Source organism: Pseudomonas sp. NFACC10-1 (genome assembly GCF_900119195.1).
In the GTDB taxonomy this organism is placed as follows: Bacteria; Pseudomonadota; Gammaproteobacteria; order Pseudomonadales; family Pseudomonadaceae; genus Aquipseudomonas; species Aquipseudomonas cerasi.
In genome coordinates, this window is record NZ_FPJB01000004.1 from 316,739 (window position 1) to 336,137 (window position 19,399).

Consider the following 19,399-nt stretch of genomic DNA (forward strand, 5'->3'; position numbering starts at 1 on the left):
TCATTTAACGAATTTGAAAAAGGCTATTTTCTAACTGAAAAAAAAAGTGCATCATTTGCGGGCGACTGAGTTATAAATACCCTCTATCTGCGCAATGACAAGCCGCGAAGGCCAAGTTTCAGCATAGAAACCGCAGGTATCGGGCACCCTCGAGTGAGCGAATCGGTCATCAGTTTTGTCTCATCGCTTTATAGGGCTGACAACAGCCATTACATTGTTGGAGTATATTAATTGTCCAGACTTGCCGAGTTTCGAGCAGCAGAGAAAGCCCTTCAGGAACAGCTTGCACAGCTGGAATCGTTGAAGAATGACGCCGGATTGAAAAAGGAGATCGAATTCGAGCAAAAGCTCCAGGACCTGATGGGCACCTACGGCAAAAGCCTGCGTGACATCATTGCAATCCTTGACCCTGCAAGCGCTACCTCACTGGTCGCACCCGCAGGTCCAAAGCGTCGCCGCGCACGTGTGGTCAAGGTTTACCAGAATCCGCACACGGGTGAGCTGATTGAAACCAAGGGCGGCAACCATCGCGGCCTCAAGGCGTGGAAAGAGCAATACGGTGTAGACACTGTTGATTCATGGCTTCGTGCCTGATTGCAAGTTGTCACTTGAAGCCCTGCACGTGCAGGGCTTTTTTGTCTGCGCCGCTGCATATGATCACCTGCGCACTGCAGCTTTTTCCCCGGACGCACACACAGTTCCTTTCGTTGGACACCGGGAATTCATATACATGATTGAGTGAACTGCCCGGTACATATACTTCAGGGCACCGGGAAAATACCGCGAGAATAATGACGCCAATAAATCTGGATTATGCGATTCAGCACACAGTTACAAACCTGAACAGTCCCTGAAGTGTGTAGAGTAATTATTCAGTTTGGCGGTGTAATGAGATACATCCTTATTTGTTTCTCAATGATTCGGCGCGTCGAAGAGCACCCCATTCGCAGCACAGCGGAGCTTCACACTTTTTTCACATGCACTCTCGGATGATGAAGACCGCTAAAGGAATAGCGCCCCATGCCCGCCTCGGCGGGCTTCTTTTTGCCTGCGAAAAGGCAGAGGTCACTGCGTATCGTCCAGGCGCAGACTCTCGCGAATACGCAGTGCCTCATCCTTGTTGCTCGCATAGCCGTCTGCCGATCCCGCATAGGACAACGACCAGGCCAGCTCCTTGCTGGCGGCCGCGACCAGTGTCTGGGTCAGCACGTGCACACCATTCTGAGTAATGGTGCAGGTGGTTTCGAGTGCGGGCACGACGCTGAGTCGACTTTCACGGACATGCGTGCAAGCGCTCTGCAGTCCGCTCCGGGCAAAATTGACCTGAATCGACTTGCGCATTTCCAGCAGAACGCCCTGGACATTGACTTCATGCCCTGGCGTCAGGCGCGTCTGGGTGAGTTCCATGACCATCAGCGGATTTCCACTTTGATCGTTTTTCACCGCGCGCTGTCTGACTTGCACGGAAGGTTGAACGGGCTCGCCCGACTCGGTCGGTATCGACTCGACCTCCCAGCCTGCGGGCCAGACGATCATTGCATCGGCGGCATGCACCTGTGCAGTGCCCAACAGCAGGAACAGGCACAGGCTTGGCACGGAGCGTCGGTAGTGCGAAAGGATCATGATCGGGTCGCCAGAACGGTTGACCCGAAATTCTGAGCCTGTTGTCGGCATCGAGCAAGGCCGACGCGACGTTATCCTAGCCGGGTTTGGCACTGCGCGCCCTGCCCCGTATCATTTGGCATTATTTGTACATTCTGTTGGAGACACATTGATGAGCTTGCACGAACTCAACACACTACCGGGCGTCACAGCCGATCCTGAAGCGGCCACCCGGCAGTTTGTGTTCAATCACACCATGCTGCGCGTCAAGGACATTACCAAATCGCTTGATTTCTACACCCGCGTACTGGGCTTCAGCCTGGTCGAGAAGCGTGACTTCCCGGAAGCCGAATTCAGCCTGTACTTCCTGGCGCTGGTCGACAAGGCACAGATCCCGGAAGACGACGCCGCCCGCAACGAGTGGATGAAGTCGATCCCCGGCATTCTGGAGCTGACCCATAACCACGGTACCGAAAGCGATGCCACAGCGTCTTACCATAACGGCAACAGCGACCCGCGCGGCTTTGGCCATATCTGCGTGTCGGTGCCGGATGTGAAAGTCGCCTGCGAGCGTTTTGAAAGCCTGGGCGTCGACTTTCAGAAGCGCTTGTCCGATGGCCGCATGAACAGCCTGGCCTTTATCAAGGACCCGGACGGCTACTGGGTAGAGATCATCCAGCCAACGCCGCTCTGAGACTGCCGGTGATCGCTTCGGCAAGGGGCGATCCGCGTAGAAAGCAAAAAGCCCCGTGATCGCTCACGGGGCTTTTCGTTTACCGCTCTCCGATCAGGCCGGGGCGGAGGTACGGATCAGGTGGTCAAAGGCGCTCAGGGAGGCCTTGGCACCTTCGCCCAGGGCGATGATGATCTGCTTGTACGGTGCAACCGTCACGTCACCGGCAGCGAAGATGCCTGGCACCGAGGTTTCACCGCGAGGATCGACTACGATCTCACCGCGCGGCGACAACTCGATGGCACCTTTGAGCCACTCACTGTTGGGCAGCAGGCCGATCTGCACGAAGATACCTTCGAGCGGTACGTTGATCTCTTCGCCTGTGGTGCGGTTCTTGTAGCGCAGGCCGTTGACCTTCTGCTCATCACCTGTCACTTCAGTGGTTTGCGCACTGGTGATCACGGTCACGTTCGGCAGACTGTGCAATTTGCGCTGCAGCACCGCGTCGGCACGCAATTGCACGTCGAACTCCAGTAGAGTCACGTGAGACACGATACCTGCGAGGTCGATTGCAGCCTCGACACCCGAGTTACCGCCACCGATGACAGCGACGCGCTTGCCTTTGAACAAAGGACCGTCACAGTGCGGGCAATAAGCCACACCCTTGTTACGGTACTGCTGCTCACCCGGCACGTTCATCTCCCTCCAGCGTGCGCCAGTGGCAAGGATCAGCGTCTTGGCCTTGAGGCTGGCACCGCTGGCAAACTTCACTTCGTGCAACTCGCCGGCTGCGCCAGGAATCAGCTTGTCGGCACGCTGCAGGTTCATGATGTCGACTTCGTACTGCTTGACGTGCTCTTCAAGCGCCACGGCCAGCTTCGGCCCCTCGGTATGTTGTACCGAGATGAAGTTCTCGATGGCCATGGTGTCGAGCACCTGACCGCCGAAACGCTCGGCAGCAACACCGGTGCGGATGCCTTTACGCGCAGCATAGACTGCCGCGGCCGAGCCAGCCGGGCCACCGCCGACGACCAGCACATCGAAAGCCTGCTTGGCGTTGAGTTTTTCCGCCTGACGCGCACCGGCGCCGGTGTCGATCTTGGCCAGAATCTCTTCCAGGCCCATGCGGCCCTGACCGAACAACTCACCGTTCAGATAGATGCTGGGCACGGACATGATCTTGCGATCGGTAACTTCTTCCTGGAACAGTGCACCGTCGATAGCGACGTGCTTGATACCAGGGTTCAGCACTGCCATCAGGTTCAGGGCCTGGACGACGTCCGGGCAGTTCTGGCAGGACTGCGAGAAATAGGTTTCGAAATGGAATTCGCCCTGAAGTGCGCGAACCTGTTCGATGGTTTCCGCACTGACCTTGGGTGGATAGCCGCCGACTTGCAGCAGCGCCAGGACCAGCGAGGTGAATTCGTGACCCATGGGGATACCGGCAAAACGCAGGCTGATATCGTGGCCAGGGCTGCTCAGCGAGAACGACGGCGTACGTGCGTCGGTGCCGCTGTCATTCAGGGTGACGTCCTTGGAAACACTGATCACATCATTGAGCAGTGCAAGCATTTCCTGAGACTTCGCGCCGTCATCAAGGGACGCGACGATCTCGATGGGGCGAGTAACCCGCTCCAGATAGGATTTCAACTGGGCTTTAAGATTGGCGTCCAACATGTGGCGGCTTCCTGTTTACAAAGGGTAGAAATAACAACGCCCAGGCGATTACCGCCCGGGCGTTTTTTGGGGCGATGCGGTTTACTTGCTCAAGAGCTCAACGCCCCCAGCCGATTCATGCGACTCAGATCTTGCCAACCAGGTCCAGGGACGGAGCCAGAGTAGCTTCGCCTTCTTTCCACTTGGCTGGGCAGACTTCGCCCGGGTGAGCGGCAACGTACTGAGCAGCCTTGATCTTGCGCAGCAGCTCGGAAGCGTCACGACCAACGCCACCGTCGTTCAGTTCGACGATTTTGATCTGACCTTCAGGGTTGATCACGAAAGTACCGCGATCCGCCAGACCGGCTTCTTCGATCAGCACGTCGAAGTTGCGGGAGATGGTCAGGGTCGGGTCACCGATCATGGTGTACTGGATCTTGCCGATTGCTGGCGAAGTGTTGTGCCATGCAGCGTGGGCGAAGTGGGTGTCGGTCGAAACGCTGTAGATTTCAACGCCCAGCTTCTTGAACTCTTCGTAGTTGTCAGCCAGGTCTTCCAGCTCGGTCGGGCATACGAAGGTGAAGTCGGCCGGGTAGAAGAATACGACAGACCACTTGCCTTTGAAGTCAGCGTCCGAGACGTCAACGAAAGCGCCGTTCTTGAATGCGGTAGCCTTGAACGGTTTTACTTGGCTGTTGATGATAGGCATCGGTATATCTCCTGATGGGTTGTGAATTCGATGGAGTGAAGCTTACGCATGATCGATGACAATCGCTCATTGGCAAACCTGATGTCACTGATTGCTTTTCACTATGAAGGCAGCTTATCGATAGAAGAAACCTTCCGACCGCTCCCCGCCTCCAATGGGCTCAGGAACGGAGCGGCATCAATGTAGCGCATCGCCGACTTGATGTCCCTCCAGCCTACATAGGACATCAGTGACTTGAGGTCCCAGCCGTTGCTGTGCGCCCAGCTTGCAAAACCGCGACGCAACGAGTGGCTGGTGTAGCGCTCGGCGGCGATGCCTGCACGCTGGAGCGCCTGACGCAGCAACGGGATGATGCTGTTGGCGTGCAACTCTTCCTCTTTAAGGTTACCCCAGCGGTCCACTGCCCGAAAGACCGGACCGCGTACCAGCGCGGCACAGTTGATCCATTCTATATAGGCCTGCACCGGGCACAGCCGCTGCAAGGCCGGGGTCTGATAGGTGCGGCCCAGATTATCTCGATCGCCTTTGCTCCGCGGCAAATACAGGCTGATTCCCGAGTTGGCGATGGCCTTGACGTCCTGTACTTGCAGGCGGCATAGCTCGTCACTACGAAACCCGCGCCAGAACCCCAGCAGGATCAGCGCCGAATCGCGTCGGCCGCGCAACAGCCGTGGCTGATCGTGTTGTGCGCTTGCTTCGCGTATTTCGATCTCCAGCCAGGCGATGACTTTTTCCAGATCCTGCAACTGCAAGGGCTCGGCCTGCCTTTCCTGTGCGGGGTGCAGCGCACGAATGCCCTTGATGACCTTGCGCACCATCGGTGCCTTGGTCGGATCGACAAAACCCTGGCTGACGTGCCACTGGGCCAGCGCTGACAAACGCAGCTTCAAGGTGTTCACCGACAGCGTCCCGGCATGGCTGGCCAGGTAACGCGCCACGCTTTCGCTGGTCGCCGGCAGAAACCCGCCCCATGTCACCTCGAAATGCTCGATGGCAGCCCGATAGCTGCGGCGCGTGTTGTCGCGGGTCGCCGCCTCGATGTAGCGATCAACGTCATTCATGGCTCAAACCTGCTCGGGTGTACCGGTAAGGGCGCCGTAAAGGGAGCTGAAGACGCCTGACACGGGATAATACGCCAATATCCCGTGTTAATTAATTCAAAAAATGGCTAATTATTTCAAAACATATAGTATGTAATTACAGAGTACATACCACAGTATGAAATCGTAGGAGACAGCATGGCCCGTGGCGGTGTAAATAAGGCGTTAGTGCAGAAAGCGAGGGCGTCCCTGCTGTCCCGAGGCGAAAACCCCAGCATCGACGCGGTACGTATCGAAATGGGCAATACCGGCTCGAAAACCACTATCCACCGCTATCTGAAGGAGCTTGAATCCACGCAAGCCCCAGCGCCGGATATCAATGAGGAATTGAGCGATCTGGTCGCGCATCTCGCCCAAAGGCTTCAGGAACAGGCGCAAGAGCGTATTGATCAGGCGCGCGATGAATATCAGGCCGAGCGCGACACCCTGCAGCGGCAACTTGCGGGCACTCAAGAGCAGATCAGCCAGCTGGAAAAACACGCACAGCAGCGTGAACAGGCTCTGGAACAGCAGGCCGCCGCCCTGCTCCACACGCAAGGCACACTGCAGGATGTGCAGACAGAACACGCCCGGTTGCTTCAGGCCAATCAGGACCTGGAGGCACGCCTGCGCGACAAGGACGGGCAGATCCATTCGCTTGAAGAAAAACACCAGCACGCCCGCGAGGCACTGGAGCACTATCGCAACTCGATCAGGGAGCAACGCGAGCAGGAGCAGCGACGCCACGAAACCCAGGTTCAGCAGCTGCAAATGGAACTGCGACAGGCACAGCAAGGCCTTGCCATGCACCAGGAAAACATTACACAGCTCAATCGAGATAACGAAAGGTTGCTGGCTGAAAATCGCAACACCCTGCGCGAACTGCACAGCCAGACCGACCAGCTGAAGCAGGCCAACACGCAGAATGCCGCCTTCGCCGAACAACAGCACCACACCCGCACCCAATGCGCGCTGCTGGAAGAAAGGTTACGCAGCGCGCAGGACGAAAACACCGCACTTAAACAAGGCATGACCGATGCGCAGCAACAGAGCCGCATGCTGGAACTACTGCTGACCAAGAAGGAAGCGGCACTGGAGAGCCTGCAGACAAGGCTCGATCAGCCGGACAAACCCAAAGCCACCAGAAAGAAACCATCAGACAAAGCCTGATCAGCAAGCTTCAGGCCAGCGCTATCTCGCCGCATGGCAGATGCAAATCAACCCGGGTGCCCTGACCTTCGGCGCTTTCTATATGCACGTGTCCGCCGGCTTGCCGGGTAAAGCCGTAGACCATCGACAAACCCAGGCCGGTTCCCTGGCCTACCGGTTTGGTGGTGAAAAACGGATCGAACACCTGATCGATAACATCCCGAGCAATGCCACAGCCGTTATCTTCAACACTAAGCTGTACGTAGTCGCCAGGCAGCAGACCGTCTTTTTGCGTCTCCAGCGTTAACGCGCGGCTGCGCACGCACAACCTCCCTCCGACAGGTACGGCATCGCGCGCGTTGATGACCAGATTCAACAAGGCATTTTCCAACTGATGCTCATCGGTGCGCACCGCGCTCAGCCCCTCCTCCAGCTCGATCTCCAGGTGCGCATGAGCGCCGACCGTCCCCCGCAACAACTCTTCCATGGAGCGGACCATGCAATTGACATCCACCACGGTGACGTTAAGCGACTGCCGACGGGCAAATGTCAGCAGCCTGCGGGTCAGTGCAGCAGCACGGTTTGCAGAACTCGCTGCGGCATCCAGGTAGCGATCGACCTCACTGACACGCCCGGCAGCCACACGCAGCCTGATCATGTCCAGTGCGCCAATCACGCCGGAAAGTACATTGTTGAAGTCATGGGCGATACCACCAGTCAACTGACCGATAGCATCCATCTTCTGCGCATGGCGCAAGACCTCTTCAGCCATCGCCCGCTCGGCAATTTCAGCCTGCAACAGCTCATTTGCAGCTTCCAGCTCACGCGTGCGCTCGGCGACGCGCAACTCCAGACTTTCGTTGAGTTCGCGCAACGCCTCTTCTGCATTGACCTGAGCGGTGATGTCGGTGTGAGTACCCAGCCAGTGGGTAATGTGCCCCCTTGCGTCGCGCAGCGGCAGCGCACGCGAAAGGAACCAGTTGAAAGCGCCGCCCTTGCCACGTATCGGAAATGTATCTTCCCAGATCGAGCCAGTGGAAAAGCAGTATTGCAGACGCGCCATCACGCGCTCGCGATGTTCGGGGTGCAGAACCGAGCGCCACCCCAGGGCAGTCATGGCCTCGAGCGAAGCGCCGGTGTACGCATGCCAACGCTCGTTGTACCAATGGATTTGCCCGCGGGGGCTGGCAGTCCAGGCCAGTTGACTCATGTTGTCAGCCAATGCCCTGAACTGACGCTCGCTTTCACGCAAGGCATCAATGTGCTGCGCGACTTCGCGGTCCTGCTCGGCAGAATGCAATGGCATTCTGGCCGGTGGCTGCTCTCTATTCACGTCGGGATCCATCCTCTCAAAACTCTTACCCCGGAGTTCTTCCTGAACTCCGGACGTTGCGTGACTTAACGTTTGACAGGCGTCCGCATGGTAACAAACTCTTCTGCCGCGGTCGGGTGTACCCCGATAGTATCGTCGAATACCTGTTTGGTCGCGCCAGCCTTGATGGCAATGGCCAGGCTCTGGACGATTTCGCCAGCATCCGGCCCGACCATATGGCAGCCCAGCACACGATCGGTTTTGGCATCGACGACCAGCTTCATCAATGTGCGCTCCTGATCATCGGTCAGGGTCAGCTTCATCGGCCTGAAACGACTCTCGAAAATCTGCACATCGTGCCCGGCCTTGATTGCATCCTCTTCGGTCAGACCGACCGTACCGATGTTCGGCAGACTGAAAACCGCCGTCGGGATGTGATTGTAGTCTACCGGGCGATACTGCTCGGGCTTGAACAGTCGGCGCGCGACCGCCATGCCTTCAGCCAGAGCGACCGGCGTCAGCTGCACACCCCCGATGACATCGCCGATGGCCAGGATAGAAGGCTCGCTGCTCTGGTAATTGTCATCGACCTTGATATAGCCGTGCTCGTCCAGCTTGACGTCGACACTGTCCAGACCGAGGTTGTCGAGCATTGGGCGGCGCCCTGTTGCGTAGAACACGCAATCGGTCTCGAGCGTGCCGCCACCTTTCATGGACAACAGCAGACTGCCGTCGGCCTGCTTGTCGATACGCTCGATATCGCTGTTGAAGCGAATCGTCATGTGGCGCTTGAGCAACTCTTCGTGAAGATGGGTGCGAACACCGCCATCAAAGCCACGCAAGAACAACTCGCGGCGATAGACCAGCGTGGTGTCGGCGCCGAGCCCGTTGAAAATCGAGGCGAACTCCACCGCGATGTAGCCGCCACCCACTACGACGACCCGCTTGGGTAGCGTTTTGAGATAGAACGCCTCGTTGGAGGTGATCGCGTGCTCGCGCCCTGGTACGTCAGGCACCTGGGGCCAGCCGCCGGTGGCAATCAGAATGCGCTCGGCACTGTAGGTCTGACCGTTGATTTCGACCTGCTGCGGGCCGGTCAATTTCGCATGCCCTTCAAGCAGCGTCACGCCGCTGTCGACCAGCAACTTGCGATAGATGCCATTAAGGCGATTGATCTCACGATCCTTGTTGGCGATCAGCGTGGCCCAATCGAACTGGGCCTCACCCAGCGACCAGCCGAAGCCCTTGGCATGGTCGAAATCCTCGGAAAAATGCGCCCCGTACACCAATAGCTTTTTGGGTACGCATCCTACGTTGACGCAGGTTCCGCCCAGATAGCGGCTCTCGGCCACAGCGACCTTTGCGCCGAAACCGGCAGCGAAACGCGCCGCCCTGACGCCGCCCGAGCCGGCGCCAATTACAAACAGATCAAAATCAAAGGCCATCGATATCTCCTTGGCAGAGGCACAGCATAGCCGCTTGGCGGCCAGTCAGAAATGACAAAGCCACCCGAAGGTGGCTTTGTCCCGGGCGTCATCAATCAGAAATCAATGCGCTTTGCCGGTTTTGTAGAAATGCTCGAAGCAGAAGTTGGTCGCCTGGATGTAGCCTTCCGCACCACCGCAGTCAAAACGCTCACCCTTGAACTTGTAAGCGAGTACGTTGCCTTCGGCAGCCTGCTTCATCAAGGCGTCGGTGATCTGAATCTCACCACCCTTGCCCGGCTCGGTCTGTTCGATTTTCTCGAAAATGTCCGGAGTCAGGATGTAGCGGCCAATGATCGCCAGGTTGGACGGCGCATCTTCAGGCTTAGGCTTTTCAACCATGTTGGTCACGCGGAACAGGCCCGGCTTGATCTCTTCACCCGCGATCACGCCGTACTTGTTGGTTTCCTGCGGATCGACTTCCTGAATGGCGATGATCGAGCAGCCATAATGCTTGTGCAGTTTGACCATCTGCGCCAGCACACCGTCACCCTCAGGGTTGACGCACAGGTCGTCCGCGAGAACCACGGCGAAAGCTTCGTTGCCGATCAGTGGGCGACCGCTCAGGATGGCATGGCCCAAACCTTTCATTTCGGTCTGACGGGTGTACGAGAAGCTGCACTCGTCGATCAGCTTGCGAATACCAACGAGGTACTTTTCCTTGTCAGTGCCCTTGATCTGGTGCTCAAGCTCATAGCTGATGTCGAAGTGGTCTTCAAGAGCGCGCTTGCCACGACCGGTCACGATGGAAATTTCGGTCAGGCCTGCAGCGAGGGCTTCCTCAACACCGTATTGGATCAGTGGCTTGTTGACCACCGGCAGCATTTCCTTGGGCATGGCCTTGGTCGCTGGCAGGAAGCGAGTACCGTAACCGGCTGCTGGGAACAAGCATTTCTTGATCATAAAAGTCCTTGGTAAGGGCTGTTGGTGTTAACGGCGCAGTCTAATGATGAGGCAGGCACCTTACAATGCCCCGCCTTTGGCCGTCCGATGCCATGATAGAGGAATACTCGTACAGATAGTTCCGCACTTTCTGGATATTGCCTTTACATAAAAGCAGCTCAAGGCACCGTCAAACTGCCCTCAAGGCCTGCGCGGCCGGACCTCAACACCGTTTCTCGACGACTGCGGACTTTACGCCCGGCTTCGCCAACGGCAAGCGGCGACAAGTGGGAGGCAGGCAGTTTATGATGCAAAACATGGCGGAACGATGGCACCCGTTATCAGTCCAACGCTCGCATTTGTTAATTCCCTGGCCTTATCTCGAAGCGAAAAACATGATCAGAATTTTGTGCATTATTGCTGTGCTGGGCCTCACCGGCTGCGCAACCGCCTCCAATACCTACCTGAAAAACGGCAAACAGGGCTTGAGCATCGACTGCTCCGGCGAGGCGATGTCCTGGGCAAGCTGCTACGAAAAGGCGGATGCGTCCTGTGCAGGCACAGGTTATGAAATTGTCGGCACAGATGGCACCCCGCAACCTGCCGAAAGCGACAAGACGCTGGGCGTGGACGTTGGCAACTACAAAAGCCGCAGCGTGCTGGTGGTCTGCAAGTAATCAGGTCTGCCGCCCTGTCCACCGCGGACAGGGCCAGCTGACCCGGCCTGACTGATCAGCCTGAAATGCACGCTTCGGCAGCGTTCTGCACATCCCTGAAACGAATGGGCACGTTGGAAAGTCGTTCGTAGACCTTGATCGTACTACCGCCCGAGCGGCTTTCGATATCCACTACTGCCGCGGGTGACTTGCTGAGTTTCTGCGCGACGATGACCCGCAGGCCGTCATGGCGAGGCTCGATCAGAGGCGGCTTGCGACTGCTGCTGATCTTGCCAGCGAAGCAATCGGCGTATTCCTGAGGATTTTTGCCCGACATCACGTTCATGGTGGGGGGTGTATGCTCAATGTCGTTCACTGTGGCACAGCCAGTCATTGCCAGGGCCAGGACTACTACAGCAGCCAGTTTCATACAAAGCCTCCAAATAAAGGTCCTACGACAAGCCCCAGCGCAATTAAATCCCGGCTGAGGCATTTTTTCCCGGAAACACGGCAAATTAATGCTCACCGACGTCAAATTGCGGGCGTCGCATGCTATCGTTTTGATTTTTCAGAAAAACCCCCATTTCGGAGCCCGTCATGAAATTCGTACACCAGCGTGAGCATCTCAACGAGGACGACCTTGTCGTCATCGAGTGCTCTCAGACCTGCAATATTCGCCTGATGAACGATGCGAATTTTCGCAGCTTTAAAAATGGTGGTCGGCACACCTATCATGGCGGCGCGTTCGACAGATTTCCGGCCAAGATCGCCGCGCCAAGCACCGGTTTCTGGAACATCACCATCGATACTGCAGGCCGCAAGGCAGACACCAACGCCGGACGCAAACTGCCTTTCACTCACAAGATCAAGATCGTCCGGCGCTCGACCTCTCGCCTGGGATGATGCAAGGAGTCACCGTGAACAATCCAGCCCCGCGTACGACCAAATTCGCTGTCAGCTATAAGCTCAATGGCGAACGCCGCTTCGAATTCGCCCAATTGCAATCGGCGTCCACCGAGGAAGCCGAAGCCGCCTTGAAGAAAATGCACGGCGAGAGCGACGACCTTATTACCGACGTCAAGGTCAGCAAGGCTCTCTGATACTCACCGGAGCTCGATCCGACCATGCAACGCAAAGGTGACACTCCCGCCACGCTGGACCTGTTCGCAGACCAGACGGCCCAGCCTCGCAGCGATGAGCGGATCGGGCCTGGGTCGTGGCTGTTCAGAGGCTTTGCGCTGACCGACATGCCGCAACTGTTGGCCGCCCTTGAGGAAACGCTGGGCCTTTCGCCGTTCCGGCACATGCAGACCCCCAGCGGTCTGAGCATGTCTGCAGCGCTGAGCAGTTGCGGACAACTGGGCTGGATAACCGACCGTCATGGTTATCGATACACGGCAACCGACCCGCAAACAGGACAGGCCTGGCCGGCGATGCCGGACGCCTTCATGCACCTGGCGCAGGACGCCGCACTCGCAGCCGGCTATGCCGGGTTCGTGCCTGACGCCTGTCTGATCAACCGCTATATCCCGGGCGCCAGGATGTCCCTGCATCAGGACCGAAACGAACACGACCATCGCTGGCCAGTGGTGTCGGTATCACTGGGCATACCGGCCATCTTTCAGTTCGGCGGCCTGCTGCGCAGCGACAAGACTCAACGCATTTCCCTGTTTCATGGCGACGTGGTGGTCTGGGGCGGCGAGGACAGATTGCGCTTTCACGGCATTCTGCCCATCAAGCAGGCAGAACATCCGCAATTGGGTGAGCAACGGATCAACCTGACCTTTCGCAAGGCCGGCCGCGACAGCTGATCAGGCCTCTTCGAGCACGCCGGACGTCCGGGCCAGCGCCGGGCATACCGCCCGGTGCAGGTTAAGTGCTGTATTGATGATGCCGATGTGGCTGAACGCCTGCGGGAAATTGCCCAGCATGCGCCCGCCCTTCGGATCGTACTGTTCGGCCAGCAGACCAACGTCATTGCACAGACCCACCAACCGTTCGAACAGCCGCGCGGCATCATCAGCCCGGCCCAGCAAGACGTAGGCATCGGCCAGCCAGAACGAACAGACCAGAAACGTCCCTTCCCGACCGGCAACGCCATCGACACTGCGCTCGTTGTCATAGCGCAGCAGCAGACCATCCTGCATCAGCGTACGCTCGATCTGCGCGACAGTACCGATAACTCGCGGGTCTTCAGGCGCAAGAAAACCGGTCAGCACAATCTGCAGCAGACTGGCATCCACTTCTGTCGAGCCATAGGTCTGTACGAAGCTGCCAAGCTCGGCATCGAAACCGTGGCGACAGACATCGGCATGGATTTCGTCCGCCACTTTCCGGTAGTGCACTGCCAGCGCACGATCCTCATCGCTCTCGGCAGCCTGGGCGATCTGCGTGGCGTTACGGTCAAAGGCCACCCAGGCCATGACTTTCGAGTGCGTGAAGTGCCGCGGCTCGGAACGTATCTCCCAGATGCCCGCATCCGGCAGGTGCCAGATTTTCTCCAGATACGGCATGACCACCTTGGAAATCGCCACGCTGCGCGGGTGCTGCGCCATACCGCCGCGCAGCGCCTGGATCATGGCGTCGGCCACTTCGCCGTAGACGTCCAGCTGAACCTGCGTCGCCGCACCATTGCCGACGCGCACCGGCAGTGAGTTCTCATAGCCACCCAGCCAGGGCAGCTCATACTCCTGCAAACGCCGCTCGCCGCCTACGCCGTACATGATCTGGATCTGTTCCGGGTTACCGGCAACCGAGCGCAACAGCCAGTCCCGCCAGGCCTGAGCTTCCTCGAAATAACCCAGATTCATGAATGCCAGAAGGGTCATGGTGGCGTCGCGCAGCCAGCAATAGCGGTAATCCCAATTGCGCTCGCCACCCAACTGTTCGGGCAGTGAGGTGGTCACGGCGGCAACGATGCCGCCGGTGGGCGCGTAGGTCATGGCTTTCAGCGTAATCAGCGAGCGCTTTACCTGAGCCGTCCACGGCCCGACGTCAGGGCAGCGATCAGAAAACTCGCGCCAGTAGGCAGCGGTGCTTTCCAGAGCCTGGTCGGCATCGATCTGCTCGAGCAAGGGTGCAAAGGATGCCTGATAGGCCAGCGTGAAGACCTTGCGCTCGCCTTCATCGACGTGAAAACGGCTGGCGGTGTGATGATCCTGAGGATGCAGTGCCACAGGACTGCGCAAAACCAGCATTTCCGGTCCGGCCACTGCCGTCAGCGTATGAGCATCCTTTCGCTCGACCCAGGGCACACTGCTGCCGTAATCGAAACGGATGGCGAGGTCTACAGCGAACTCGACCCGACCGGACAGCCCGACCACCATGCGCACCACGTGGCCGGAGGTCTTCATGGGCATGAAATCGATCAGCATGGCGCGACCGTCACGGGTTTCGAAAACGGTTTCGAGAATCAGCGTGCCGTCGCGGTAACGGCGCTCGACGGCGATAACCTCGGCGGTCGGCGCGATCTTCCAGCGGCCATGTTCATCACTCCCCAATAGAGCGGCAAAACAGGCCGTCGAGTCGAAGCGGGGGAAACACAACCAGTCCAGCGAACCATCACGGGCGACCAGCGCCGCCGTCTCGCAGTTGCCCAGCAATGCGTAGTCTTCGATCAGTGCAGCCATCCAGAAATGCCCGTCGTGATGATGATTCGTTAACGTGGGTAAACAGCTGATCAGGCGTTCAGGATGTAACGCTCGATGGCGTTGGCCACTCCGTCCTGCTCATTACTATCAGTAACATGATCAGCCTGTCCCTTGACTGTCTGCTCGCCCTGCCCCATGGCAATCGACAAGCCTGCCTTGTGGAACATCGCCACGTCGTTACCGCCGTCGCCTATGGCCGCCGTACGCGACAGGTCGACGCCCAGATAGTCCGCCAGCGCGACCAGAGCGGAACCCTTGTTGGCCTCCAGCGCGGTGACATCCAGGTAGTATTTTTGCGAGCGGGCCGCCAGCGCGAGTCCTTCGATCTGCGGATTGAGCTGCGCCTCAAGGGTCTTGAGCAACTCGAAATCACCGCTGGCCGCGACGATCTTGTCGACGCGATCCAGATACGGCTCGAAACTCTCGACCTGAACATAGTCATAGCCCAGCGCATCGAGCTCATGATCGACGTAATCGGCGTCGGGATCGAGCAGCAGCCACTGATCATCGGCAAATACCCAGATGGCAACGTTCTGCCCGGCAAACAACTCCAGACAGATGCGAACGGCGCGCGGGTCAATGCGATGAGCCACCAACAGGCTGCCATCGGGATGAGTGATGGTGCCGCCATTGAATGCCACGGTGGGCAAATCCACACCCAGCGCTTCGATCACCTGGCGCATGGCCCTGGGCGGGCGACTGCTGGCCAGCGTGAAGTGAACGCCCGCATCACGCAGGCGCTTGATGGCGTCGATATTGGCTTGGCTAAGGCTGTGATCACGGCGCAGTAACGTGCCGTCGATGTCGGACAACAGGAACTGTACGGGCAGTTCAGACATTCAATTCTCTCCATTCCCGACCATCACGACTCAGCAACTCTTCGCCCGCTTGCGGACCATCCTTGCCAGCTTCGTAAAGCTGCACTTGCGGCTGCGCGGCCCAGGCGTCGAGGAACGGCTGCACTGCACGCCAGCCGTTCTCGATGTTGTCGGCCCGCTGGAAGAGCGTCTGATCACCGGTCAGGCAGTCATAAATGAGGGTTTCGTACCCGGTGGAGGGCTGCATCTCGAAGAAATCCTTGTAGGCGAAGCCCAGCGCGATATCTTCCATCTTCAGTTCCGGGCCAGGACGCTTGGCAAACAGGTCGAACCACATGCCTTCGTTGGGCTGGATCTGGATCCGCAAGTAGTTGGGCTTGAGCCGGTCGACTTCGGTATCGCGGAACTGCGCGTACGGAGCAGGCTTGAAGCAGATGGCGATCTCAGTGCTGCGAGCGCTCATGCGCTTTCCGGTGCGCAGGTAGAAAGGCACGCCCACCCAGCGCCAGTTGTCGACCATGACCTTGAGCGCAACGTAGGTCTCGGTGTTGCTGTCCGGCTCCACGCGATCTTCCTGGCGATAACCGACGACCTGCTTGTCGCCCATCACGCCCTTCGCATACTGGCCACGCACCGAATTGGCCAGGGCTTCCTCCTGGCTCCAGGGCCGGATTGCACCGACCACCTTGGCCTTCTCGCCGCGAACGGCATCGGCACCGAAAGCGGCAGGCGGCTCCATCGCAACCATCGCCAGCAGCTGGAACAGGTGGTTGGGCACCATGTCGCGCAAGGCACCGGTGTGTTCGTAAAAGCTGCCGCGGGTTTCGACGCCTACGGTTTCCGCAGCCGTGATCTGGACATGGTCGATGTAGTGATTGTTCCAGAACGACTCGAACAGGCCATTGGAGAAACGGCTGACCAGAATGTTCTGCACCGTCTCCTTGCCCAGATAATGATCGATCCGGTAAATCTGCTTCTCGCTCATGACCTTGAGCAGGCAGCCATTGAGCTCGACCGCACTGGCCAGATCGGAGCCGAAGGGCTTTTCGATCACGACGCGACGAAACCCGTTTTCGGTTTCCTGCAGCAAACCTGACGAACCCAGCCGCTGGGCAACCTCACTGAAAAACCGCGGCGCAGTGGCCAGATAGAACACCGCATTCGCGGTGCCAGTGCTCTCGATCTTGCTGGCGATGTCCTGATAAGTGGAATCGTCGAGGAAGTCGCCCTGCACATAACTGATGCGCTCGGCCAGCTTGCTCCACAGGGCCGGGTCGAGGGGATCCTTGCCACCGCCAGCAACCTTGCCGGCGGCTTCATCCCGAATGAAGTTCTCGAGCTTTTTCGCAAAGTCGGCATCGCTGATCGCATTGTGATCGACGCCGACGATATGCAGCCCTTCATCCACCAGACCGTCGCGTGACAGGTTGTAAAGCGCCGGCATCAACAGGCGCTTGACCAGGTCTCCATGCGCACCGAACAGAAACAGGGTCGTGGGTGGGGCTACCTCGGTTTTTTGCTCGGCACTGCCACGCGACAGGCCCATTACTTGGGTTCCTTGTGGCCACCGAATCCAAAGCGCATGGCGGACAGCATCTTGTCCGCGTACGAACTTGTCTGGCGAGAACGGAAACGCGCAAACAGGGCGCTGGACAGTACAGGAACCGGAACCGCCTGCTCGATGGCCGCTTCGATGGTCCAGCGACCTTCGCCGCTGTCGGCAACCGAACCGGAGAAAGCATCCAGGTGCGGGTCGGTAGCCAGGGCATCGGCAGTCAGGTCCAGCAGCCAGGACGACACCACACTGCCACGACGCCAGACTTCGGCAATGTCGGCCGTGTTGAGGTCGAAACGCTGTTCAGGCGGCAGGTGTTCGGAATTTTTCTGTTTGAGAAGATCGAAGCCTTCGGCGAAGGCCTGCATCATTCCGTACTCGATGCCGTTGTGGATCATCTTCACGAAATGCCCGGAACCCGCAGGGCCGGAGTGGATATAGCCACGTTCGGCGCGGTCGTCGGTCGATTTGCGGTCACGAGTGCGCTCGATCGAGCCAAGGCCCGGAGCCAGTGTCGCGAACAGCGGATCGAGGCGCTCGACAACGGCGGCCTCGCCTCCGATCATCATGCAGTAGCCACGCTCAAGCCCCCAGACGCCACCTGACGTACCGACATCGACGTAATGCAGGCCCTTTTCAGTGAGCTCCTGAGCGCGCCGGATATCGTCCTTGTAGAAAGTATTACCGCCGTCGATGATCACGTCATCGGCGTCAAGCAACTCGCTGAGGGTCTGAATGGTGTCTTCGGTGGGCGCACCTGCCGGGAGCATTACCCAGACAGCACGGGGCTTAGCGAGCGTGCTGACCAGTTCCTTCAGATCTGCGACCGCAGTCGAACCGTCATTGGCCAGGGCGTTGCGCGATGCTTCATCACGGTCGTACACCACAGTCGTGTGACCATTCAGCATCAGACGGCGTGCAATGTTGCCGCCCATGCGGCCCAGTCCAATAATCCCAAGTTGCATGAAGGTGCTCCTTAAATCGTAAAAAGGTGCCTCGCTTGCCGTCCAGCGCATCGACAGGTTACGAGCATGCTGATTAGTCAAGCGAGGCGGAACGTCGGTTCCCTTGCGAGAAGATGAAGACGCGAGCGCCCTCCTGTGGTGCATTTTGTCGCGATTAAGAGACATTCGCGACAATTAAAAATAAAAAAGTTCCAAAATCATGCAAAAGAAATCAAAATCGGTGCCGATAGAGAGGGTAAGCAGCGGCGGTCAGGGATTGAAAGTCATTGCCACGGGCCTCTCTGAGGTTGAATCCGCCATTTGCGAGGTGAGCAATGGGCACTGTACTACCAGCACTTGCACCACAAACCCTGTATGTCACTATCCGTCGTGACGAACTGCGCACATTAAAAGAAGAGCGCGAGCAGTTGCAGAAAAAAGTGGCTCATTTGAGCTCGATGCTGCAGCAATCGCAGTTATCCGCCCCCGTCAAGATGCTTCAGGCCTGACCGTAACTGTATCATCCTTCAAAACGCCTCAGGGCAAGCCCGATAACTCGGCTTGCCCACCTGACCTGCCCTCCTGTCGATCCCTGCAACCAGTTCCACTCTCCGGTTAGCGCACGTCTGCACCAGCGCCATCAAGAAAAGAACCCTGGCGAATCGGCTCTCTATAGCGTTTTTTGCCAGAACATCGCGCGCCCCATTTCAGGGCTCAACTGATAGTTGTCAAAACCAAGCTTTCTGTAGGCCCCCTGCGCAATCTCGTTGCCTTCCAGTACCTCCAGCGTCAGCTTGCAGCAGCCACGCTGGCGTGCAATCTCCTCGACCTTGAGCAGCATTTTCTGGCTGATACCGAGGCCTCGATATTGCGAGATCACCGCGACGTCATGAATATTGACCAACGGACGACAGGCAAAGGTTGAAAACCCCTCGAAGCAGTTGACCAGCCCCACCGGCTCTCCCGAGATAAATGCCAGCACACTGAACGCATACGGACGCTTCGCGAGTTCGATTGCCAATTGCTGGCGGGTGTCGTTCGACAGAGGCCGCCCCGTCCCCAAGGCATCCATTGAATACTCATTCAATACGAACCCGATTGCATCCGCGTGCACAGGATTGGTGTAACTCGCTTGCAGTACCAGTACCTCGGGGGCTTCCATTTCCATCCTCGTCAATTCAATCAGAGTGATTCAGTGAAATCAGTCATAGGGTAAACGCCTCAGGCCAA

Annotated in this window: 21 protein-coding genes; 8 read left to right on the forward strand and 13 right to left on the reverse strand. The window is 58.0% G+C overall.

Going from position 1 to position 19,399, the window contains the following annotated elements:
• Nucleotides 1–231: 231 nt before the first annotated feature.
• Nucleotides 232–594, forward strand: coding sequence for a histone-like nucleoid-structuring protein, MvaT/MvaU family (locus BT119_RS13720; protein ID WP_003364441.1), 363 nt, complete (start codon nucleotides 232–234; stop codon nucleotides 592–594).
• A 471-nt stretch (nucleotides 595–1,065) separates the two neighbouring features.
• On the opposite strand, the gene BT119_RS13725 is transcribed toward BT119_RS13720, so the two are convergent.
• Complete coding sequence (locus tag BT119_RS13725) at nucleotides 1,066–1,674, reverse strand: DUF4946 domain-containing protein (RefSeq protein WP_024663678.1); 609 nt, start codon at nucleotides 1,672–1,674, stop codon at nucleotides 1,066–1,068.
• A 100-nt stretch (nucleotides 1,675–1,774) separates the two neighbouring features.
• Here BT119_RS13725 and gloA point away from each other — a divergent pair, with 100 nt between their 5' ends.
• On the forward strand, nucleotides 1,775–2,296 hold the full coding sequence (gloA, locus tag BT119_RS13730; protein WP_003364444.1) for a lactoylglutathione lyase: 522 nt from the start codon (nucleotides 1,775–1,777) through the stop codon (nucleotides 2,294–2,296).
• A gap of 93 nt (nucleotides 2,297–2,389) precedes the next feature.
• Here gloA and ahpF read toward each other — a convergent pair whose 3' ends face one another.
• From ahpF to BT119_RS13745, 3 genes are all read right to left on the reverse strand, one after another.
• Nucleotides 2,390–3,952 carry an alkyl hydroperoxide reductase subunit F gene (gene ahpF / locus BT119_RS13735; RefSeq protein ID WP_004413744.1) on the reverse strand — a complete coding sequence of 521 codons (1,563 nt, stop codon included), beginning with the start codon at nucleotides 3,950–3,952 and terminating at the stop codon, nucleotides 2,390–2,392.
• 124 nt (nucleotides 3,953–4,076) lie between these two features.
• Nucleotides 4,077–4,640, reverse strand: coding sequence for an alkyl hydroperoxide reductase subunit C (gene ahpC, locus BT119_RS13740; RefSeq protein ID WP_002553298.1), 564 nt, complete (start codon nucleotides 4,638–4,640; stop codon nucleotides 4,077–4,079).
• Between the two features lie 101 nt (nucleotides 4,641–4,741).
• On the reverse strand, nucleotides 4,742–5,701 hold the full coding sequence (locus tag BT119_RS13745) for a site-specific integrase (RefSeq protein ID WP_072366051.1): 960 nt from the start codon (nucleotides 5,699–5,701) through the stop codon (nucleotides 4,742–4,744).
• A 177-nt stretch (nucleotides 5,702–5,878) separates the two neighbouring features.
• On the opposite strand from BT119_RS13745, the gene BT119_RS13750 reads away from it, so the two are divergent.
• Nucleotides 5,879–6,889: a DNA-binding protein gene (locus tag BT119_RS13750; protein ID WP_072366053.1), complete on the forward strand. Its 1,011-nt coding sequence runs from the start codon at nucleotides 5,879–5,881 to the stop codon at nucleotides 6,887–6,889.
• Between the two features lie 10 nt (nucleotides 6,890–6,899).
• Here the strand turns inward: BT119_RS13750 and BT119_RS13755 are convergent, their stop codons facing one another.
• From BT119_RS13755 to galU, 3 genes are all read right to left on the reverse strand, one after another.
• Entirely contained in the window at nucleotides 6,900–8,174 is a 1,275-nt protein-coding gene (locus BT119_RS13755; RefSeq protein WP_044309390.1) for a hybrid sensor histidine kinase/response regulator, read from the reverse strand.
• A 92-nt stretch (nucleotides 8,175–8,266) separates the two neighbouring features.
• Entirely contained in the window at nucleotides 8,267–9,625 is a 1,359-nt protein-coding gene (gorA, locus tag BT119_RS13760; protein WP_003364454.1) for a glutathione-disulfide reductase, read from the reverse strand.
• Between the two features lie 102 nt (nucleotides 9,626–9,727).
• The gene (gene galU, locus BT119_RS13765; protein WP_003364457.1) at nucleotides 9,728–10,567 is read right to left on the reverse strand and encodes a UTP--glucose-1-phosphate uridylyltransferase GalU; all 840 of its coding nucleotides are present in this window, start codon (nucleotides 10,565–10,567) and stop codon (nucleotides 9,728–9,730) included.
• Between the two features lie 374 nt (nucleotides 10,568–10,941).
• On the opposite strand from galU, the gene BT119_RS13770 reads away from it, so the two are divergent.
• Entirely contained in the window at nucleotides 10,942–11,223 is a 282-nt protein-coding gene (locus BT119_RS13770; RefSeq protein WP_042930286.1) for a hypothetical protein, read from the forward strand.
• Nucleotides 11,224–11,278: 55 nt separating this feature from the next.
• Here the strand turns inward: BT119_RS13770 and BT119_RS13775 are convergent, their stop codons facing one another.
• Nucleotides 11,279–11,632, reverse strand: a complete 354-nt coding sequence (locus BT119_RS13775; RefSeq protein ID WP_003411257.1) for a hypothetical protein — start codon at nucleotides 11,630–11,632, stop codon at nucleotides 11,279–11,281.
• Nucleotides 11,633–11,799: 167 nt separating this feature from the next.
• Here BT119_RS13775 and BT119_RS13780 point away from each other — a divergent pair, with 167 nt between their 5' ends.
• Genes BT119_RS13780 through alkB form a run of 3 tightly spaced genes read left to right on the forward strand, consistent with a single transcriptional unit; the run spans nucleotide 11,800 to nucleotide 13,013 of the window.
• Nucleotides 11,800–12,105 carry a DUF1883 domain-containing protein gene (locus BT119_RS13780; RefSeq protein ID WP_003364463.1) on the forward strand — a complete coding sequence of 102 codons (306 nt, stop codon included), beginning with the start codon at nucleotides 11,800–11,802 and terminating at the stop codon, nucleotides 12,103–12,105.
• 14 nt (nucleotides 12,106–12,119) lie between these two features.
• Nucleotides 12,120–12,302 (forward strand): hypothetical protein, encoded by a 183-nt coding sequence (locus tag BT119_RS13785; RefSeq protein ID WP_003364465.1) that lies wholly within the window; start codon nucleotides 12,120–12,122, stop codon nucleotides 12,300–12,302.
• Nucleotides 12,303–12,326: 24 nt separating this feature from the next.
• A complete protein-coding gene (gene alkB, locus BT119_RS13790) occupies nucleotides 12,327–13,013 on the forward strand; it encodes a DNA oxidative demethylase AlkB (RefSeq protein ID WP_004413757.1) in 687 nt (228 codons plus the stop codon).
• On the opposite strand, the gene BT119_RS13795 is transcribed toward alkB, so the two are convergent.
• Genes BT119_RS13795 through gnd form a run of 4 tightly spaced genes read right to left on the reverse strand, consistent with a single transcriptional unit; the run spans nucleotide 13,014 to nucleotide 18,241 of the window.
• A complete protein-coding gene (locus BT119_RS13795; RefSeq protein ID WP_044309394.1) occupies nucleotides 13,014–14,831 on the reverse strand; it encodes a glycoside hydrolase family 15 protein in 1,818 nt (605 codons plus the stop codon).
• A gap of 50 nt (nucleotides 14,832–14,881) precedes the next feature.
• Nucleotides 14,882–15,691: a Cof-type HAD-IIB family hydrolase gene (locus BT119_RS13800; RefSeq protein WP_054081012.1), complete on the reverse strand. Its 810-nt coding sequence runs from the start codon at nucleotides 15,689–15,691 to the stop codon at nucleotides 14,882–14,884.
• On the reverse strand, nucleotides 15,684–17,216 hold the full coding sequence (gene zwf, locus BT119_RS13805; RefSeq protein WP_004413763.1) for a glucose-6-phosphate dehydrogenase: 1,533 nt from the start codon (nucleotides 17,214–17,216) through the stop codon (nucleotides 15,684–15,686). Before zwf ends, BT119_RS13800 begins: the two co-directional genes overlap by 8 nt.
• Entirely contained in the window at nucleotides 17,216–18,241 is a 1,026-nt protein-coding gene (gene gnd, locus BT119_RS13810) for a phosphogluconate dehydrogenase (NAD(+)-dependent, decarboxylating) (protein WP_072366055.1), read from the reverse strand. Before gnd ends, zwf begins: the two co-directional genes overlap by 1 nt.
• A 263-nt stretch (nucleotides 18,242–18,504) precedes the next feature.
• Between gnd and BT119_RS13815 the strand changes: the two genes are divergently transcribed.
• Nucleotides 18,505–18,678: a DUF6026 family protein gene (locus BT119_RS13815; RefSeq protein ID WP_003364475.1), complete on the forward strand. Its 174-nt coding sequence runs from the start codon at nucleotides 18,505–18,507 to the stop codon at nucleotides 18,676–18,678.
• Between the two features lie 161 nt (nucleotides 18,679–18,839).
• Here BT119_RS13815 and BT119_RS13820 read toward each other — a convergent pair whose 3' ends face one another.
• A complete protein-coding gene (locus BT119_RS13820) occupies nucleotides 18,840–19,331 on the reverse strand; it encodes a GNAT family N-acetyltransferase (protein WP_003364477.1) in 492 nt (163 codons plus the stop codon).
• Nucleotides 19,332–19,399 lie beyond the last annotated feature (68 nt).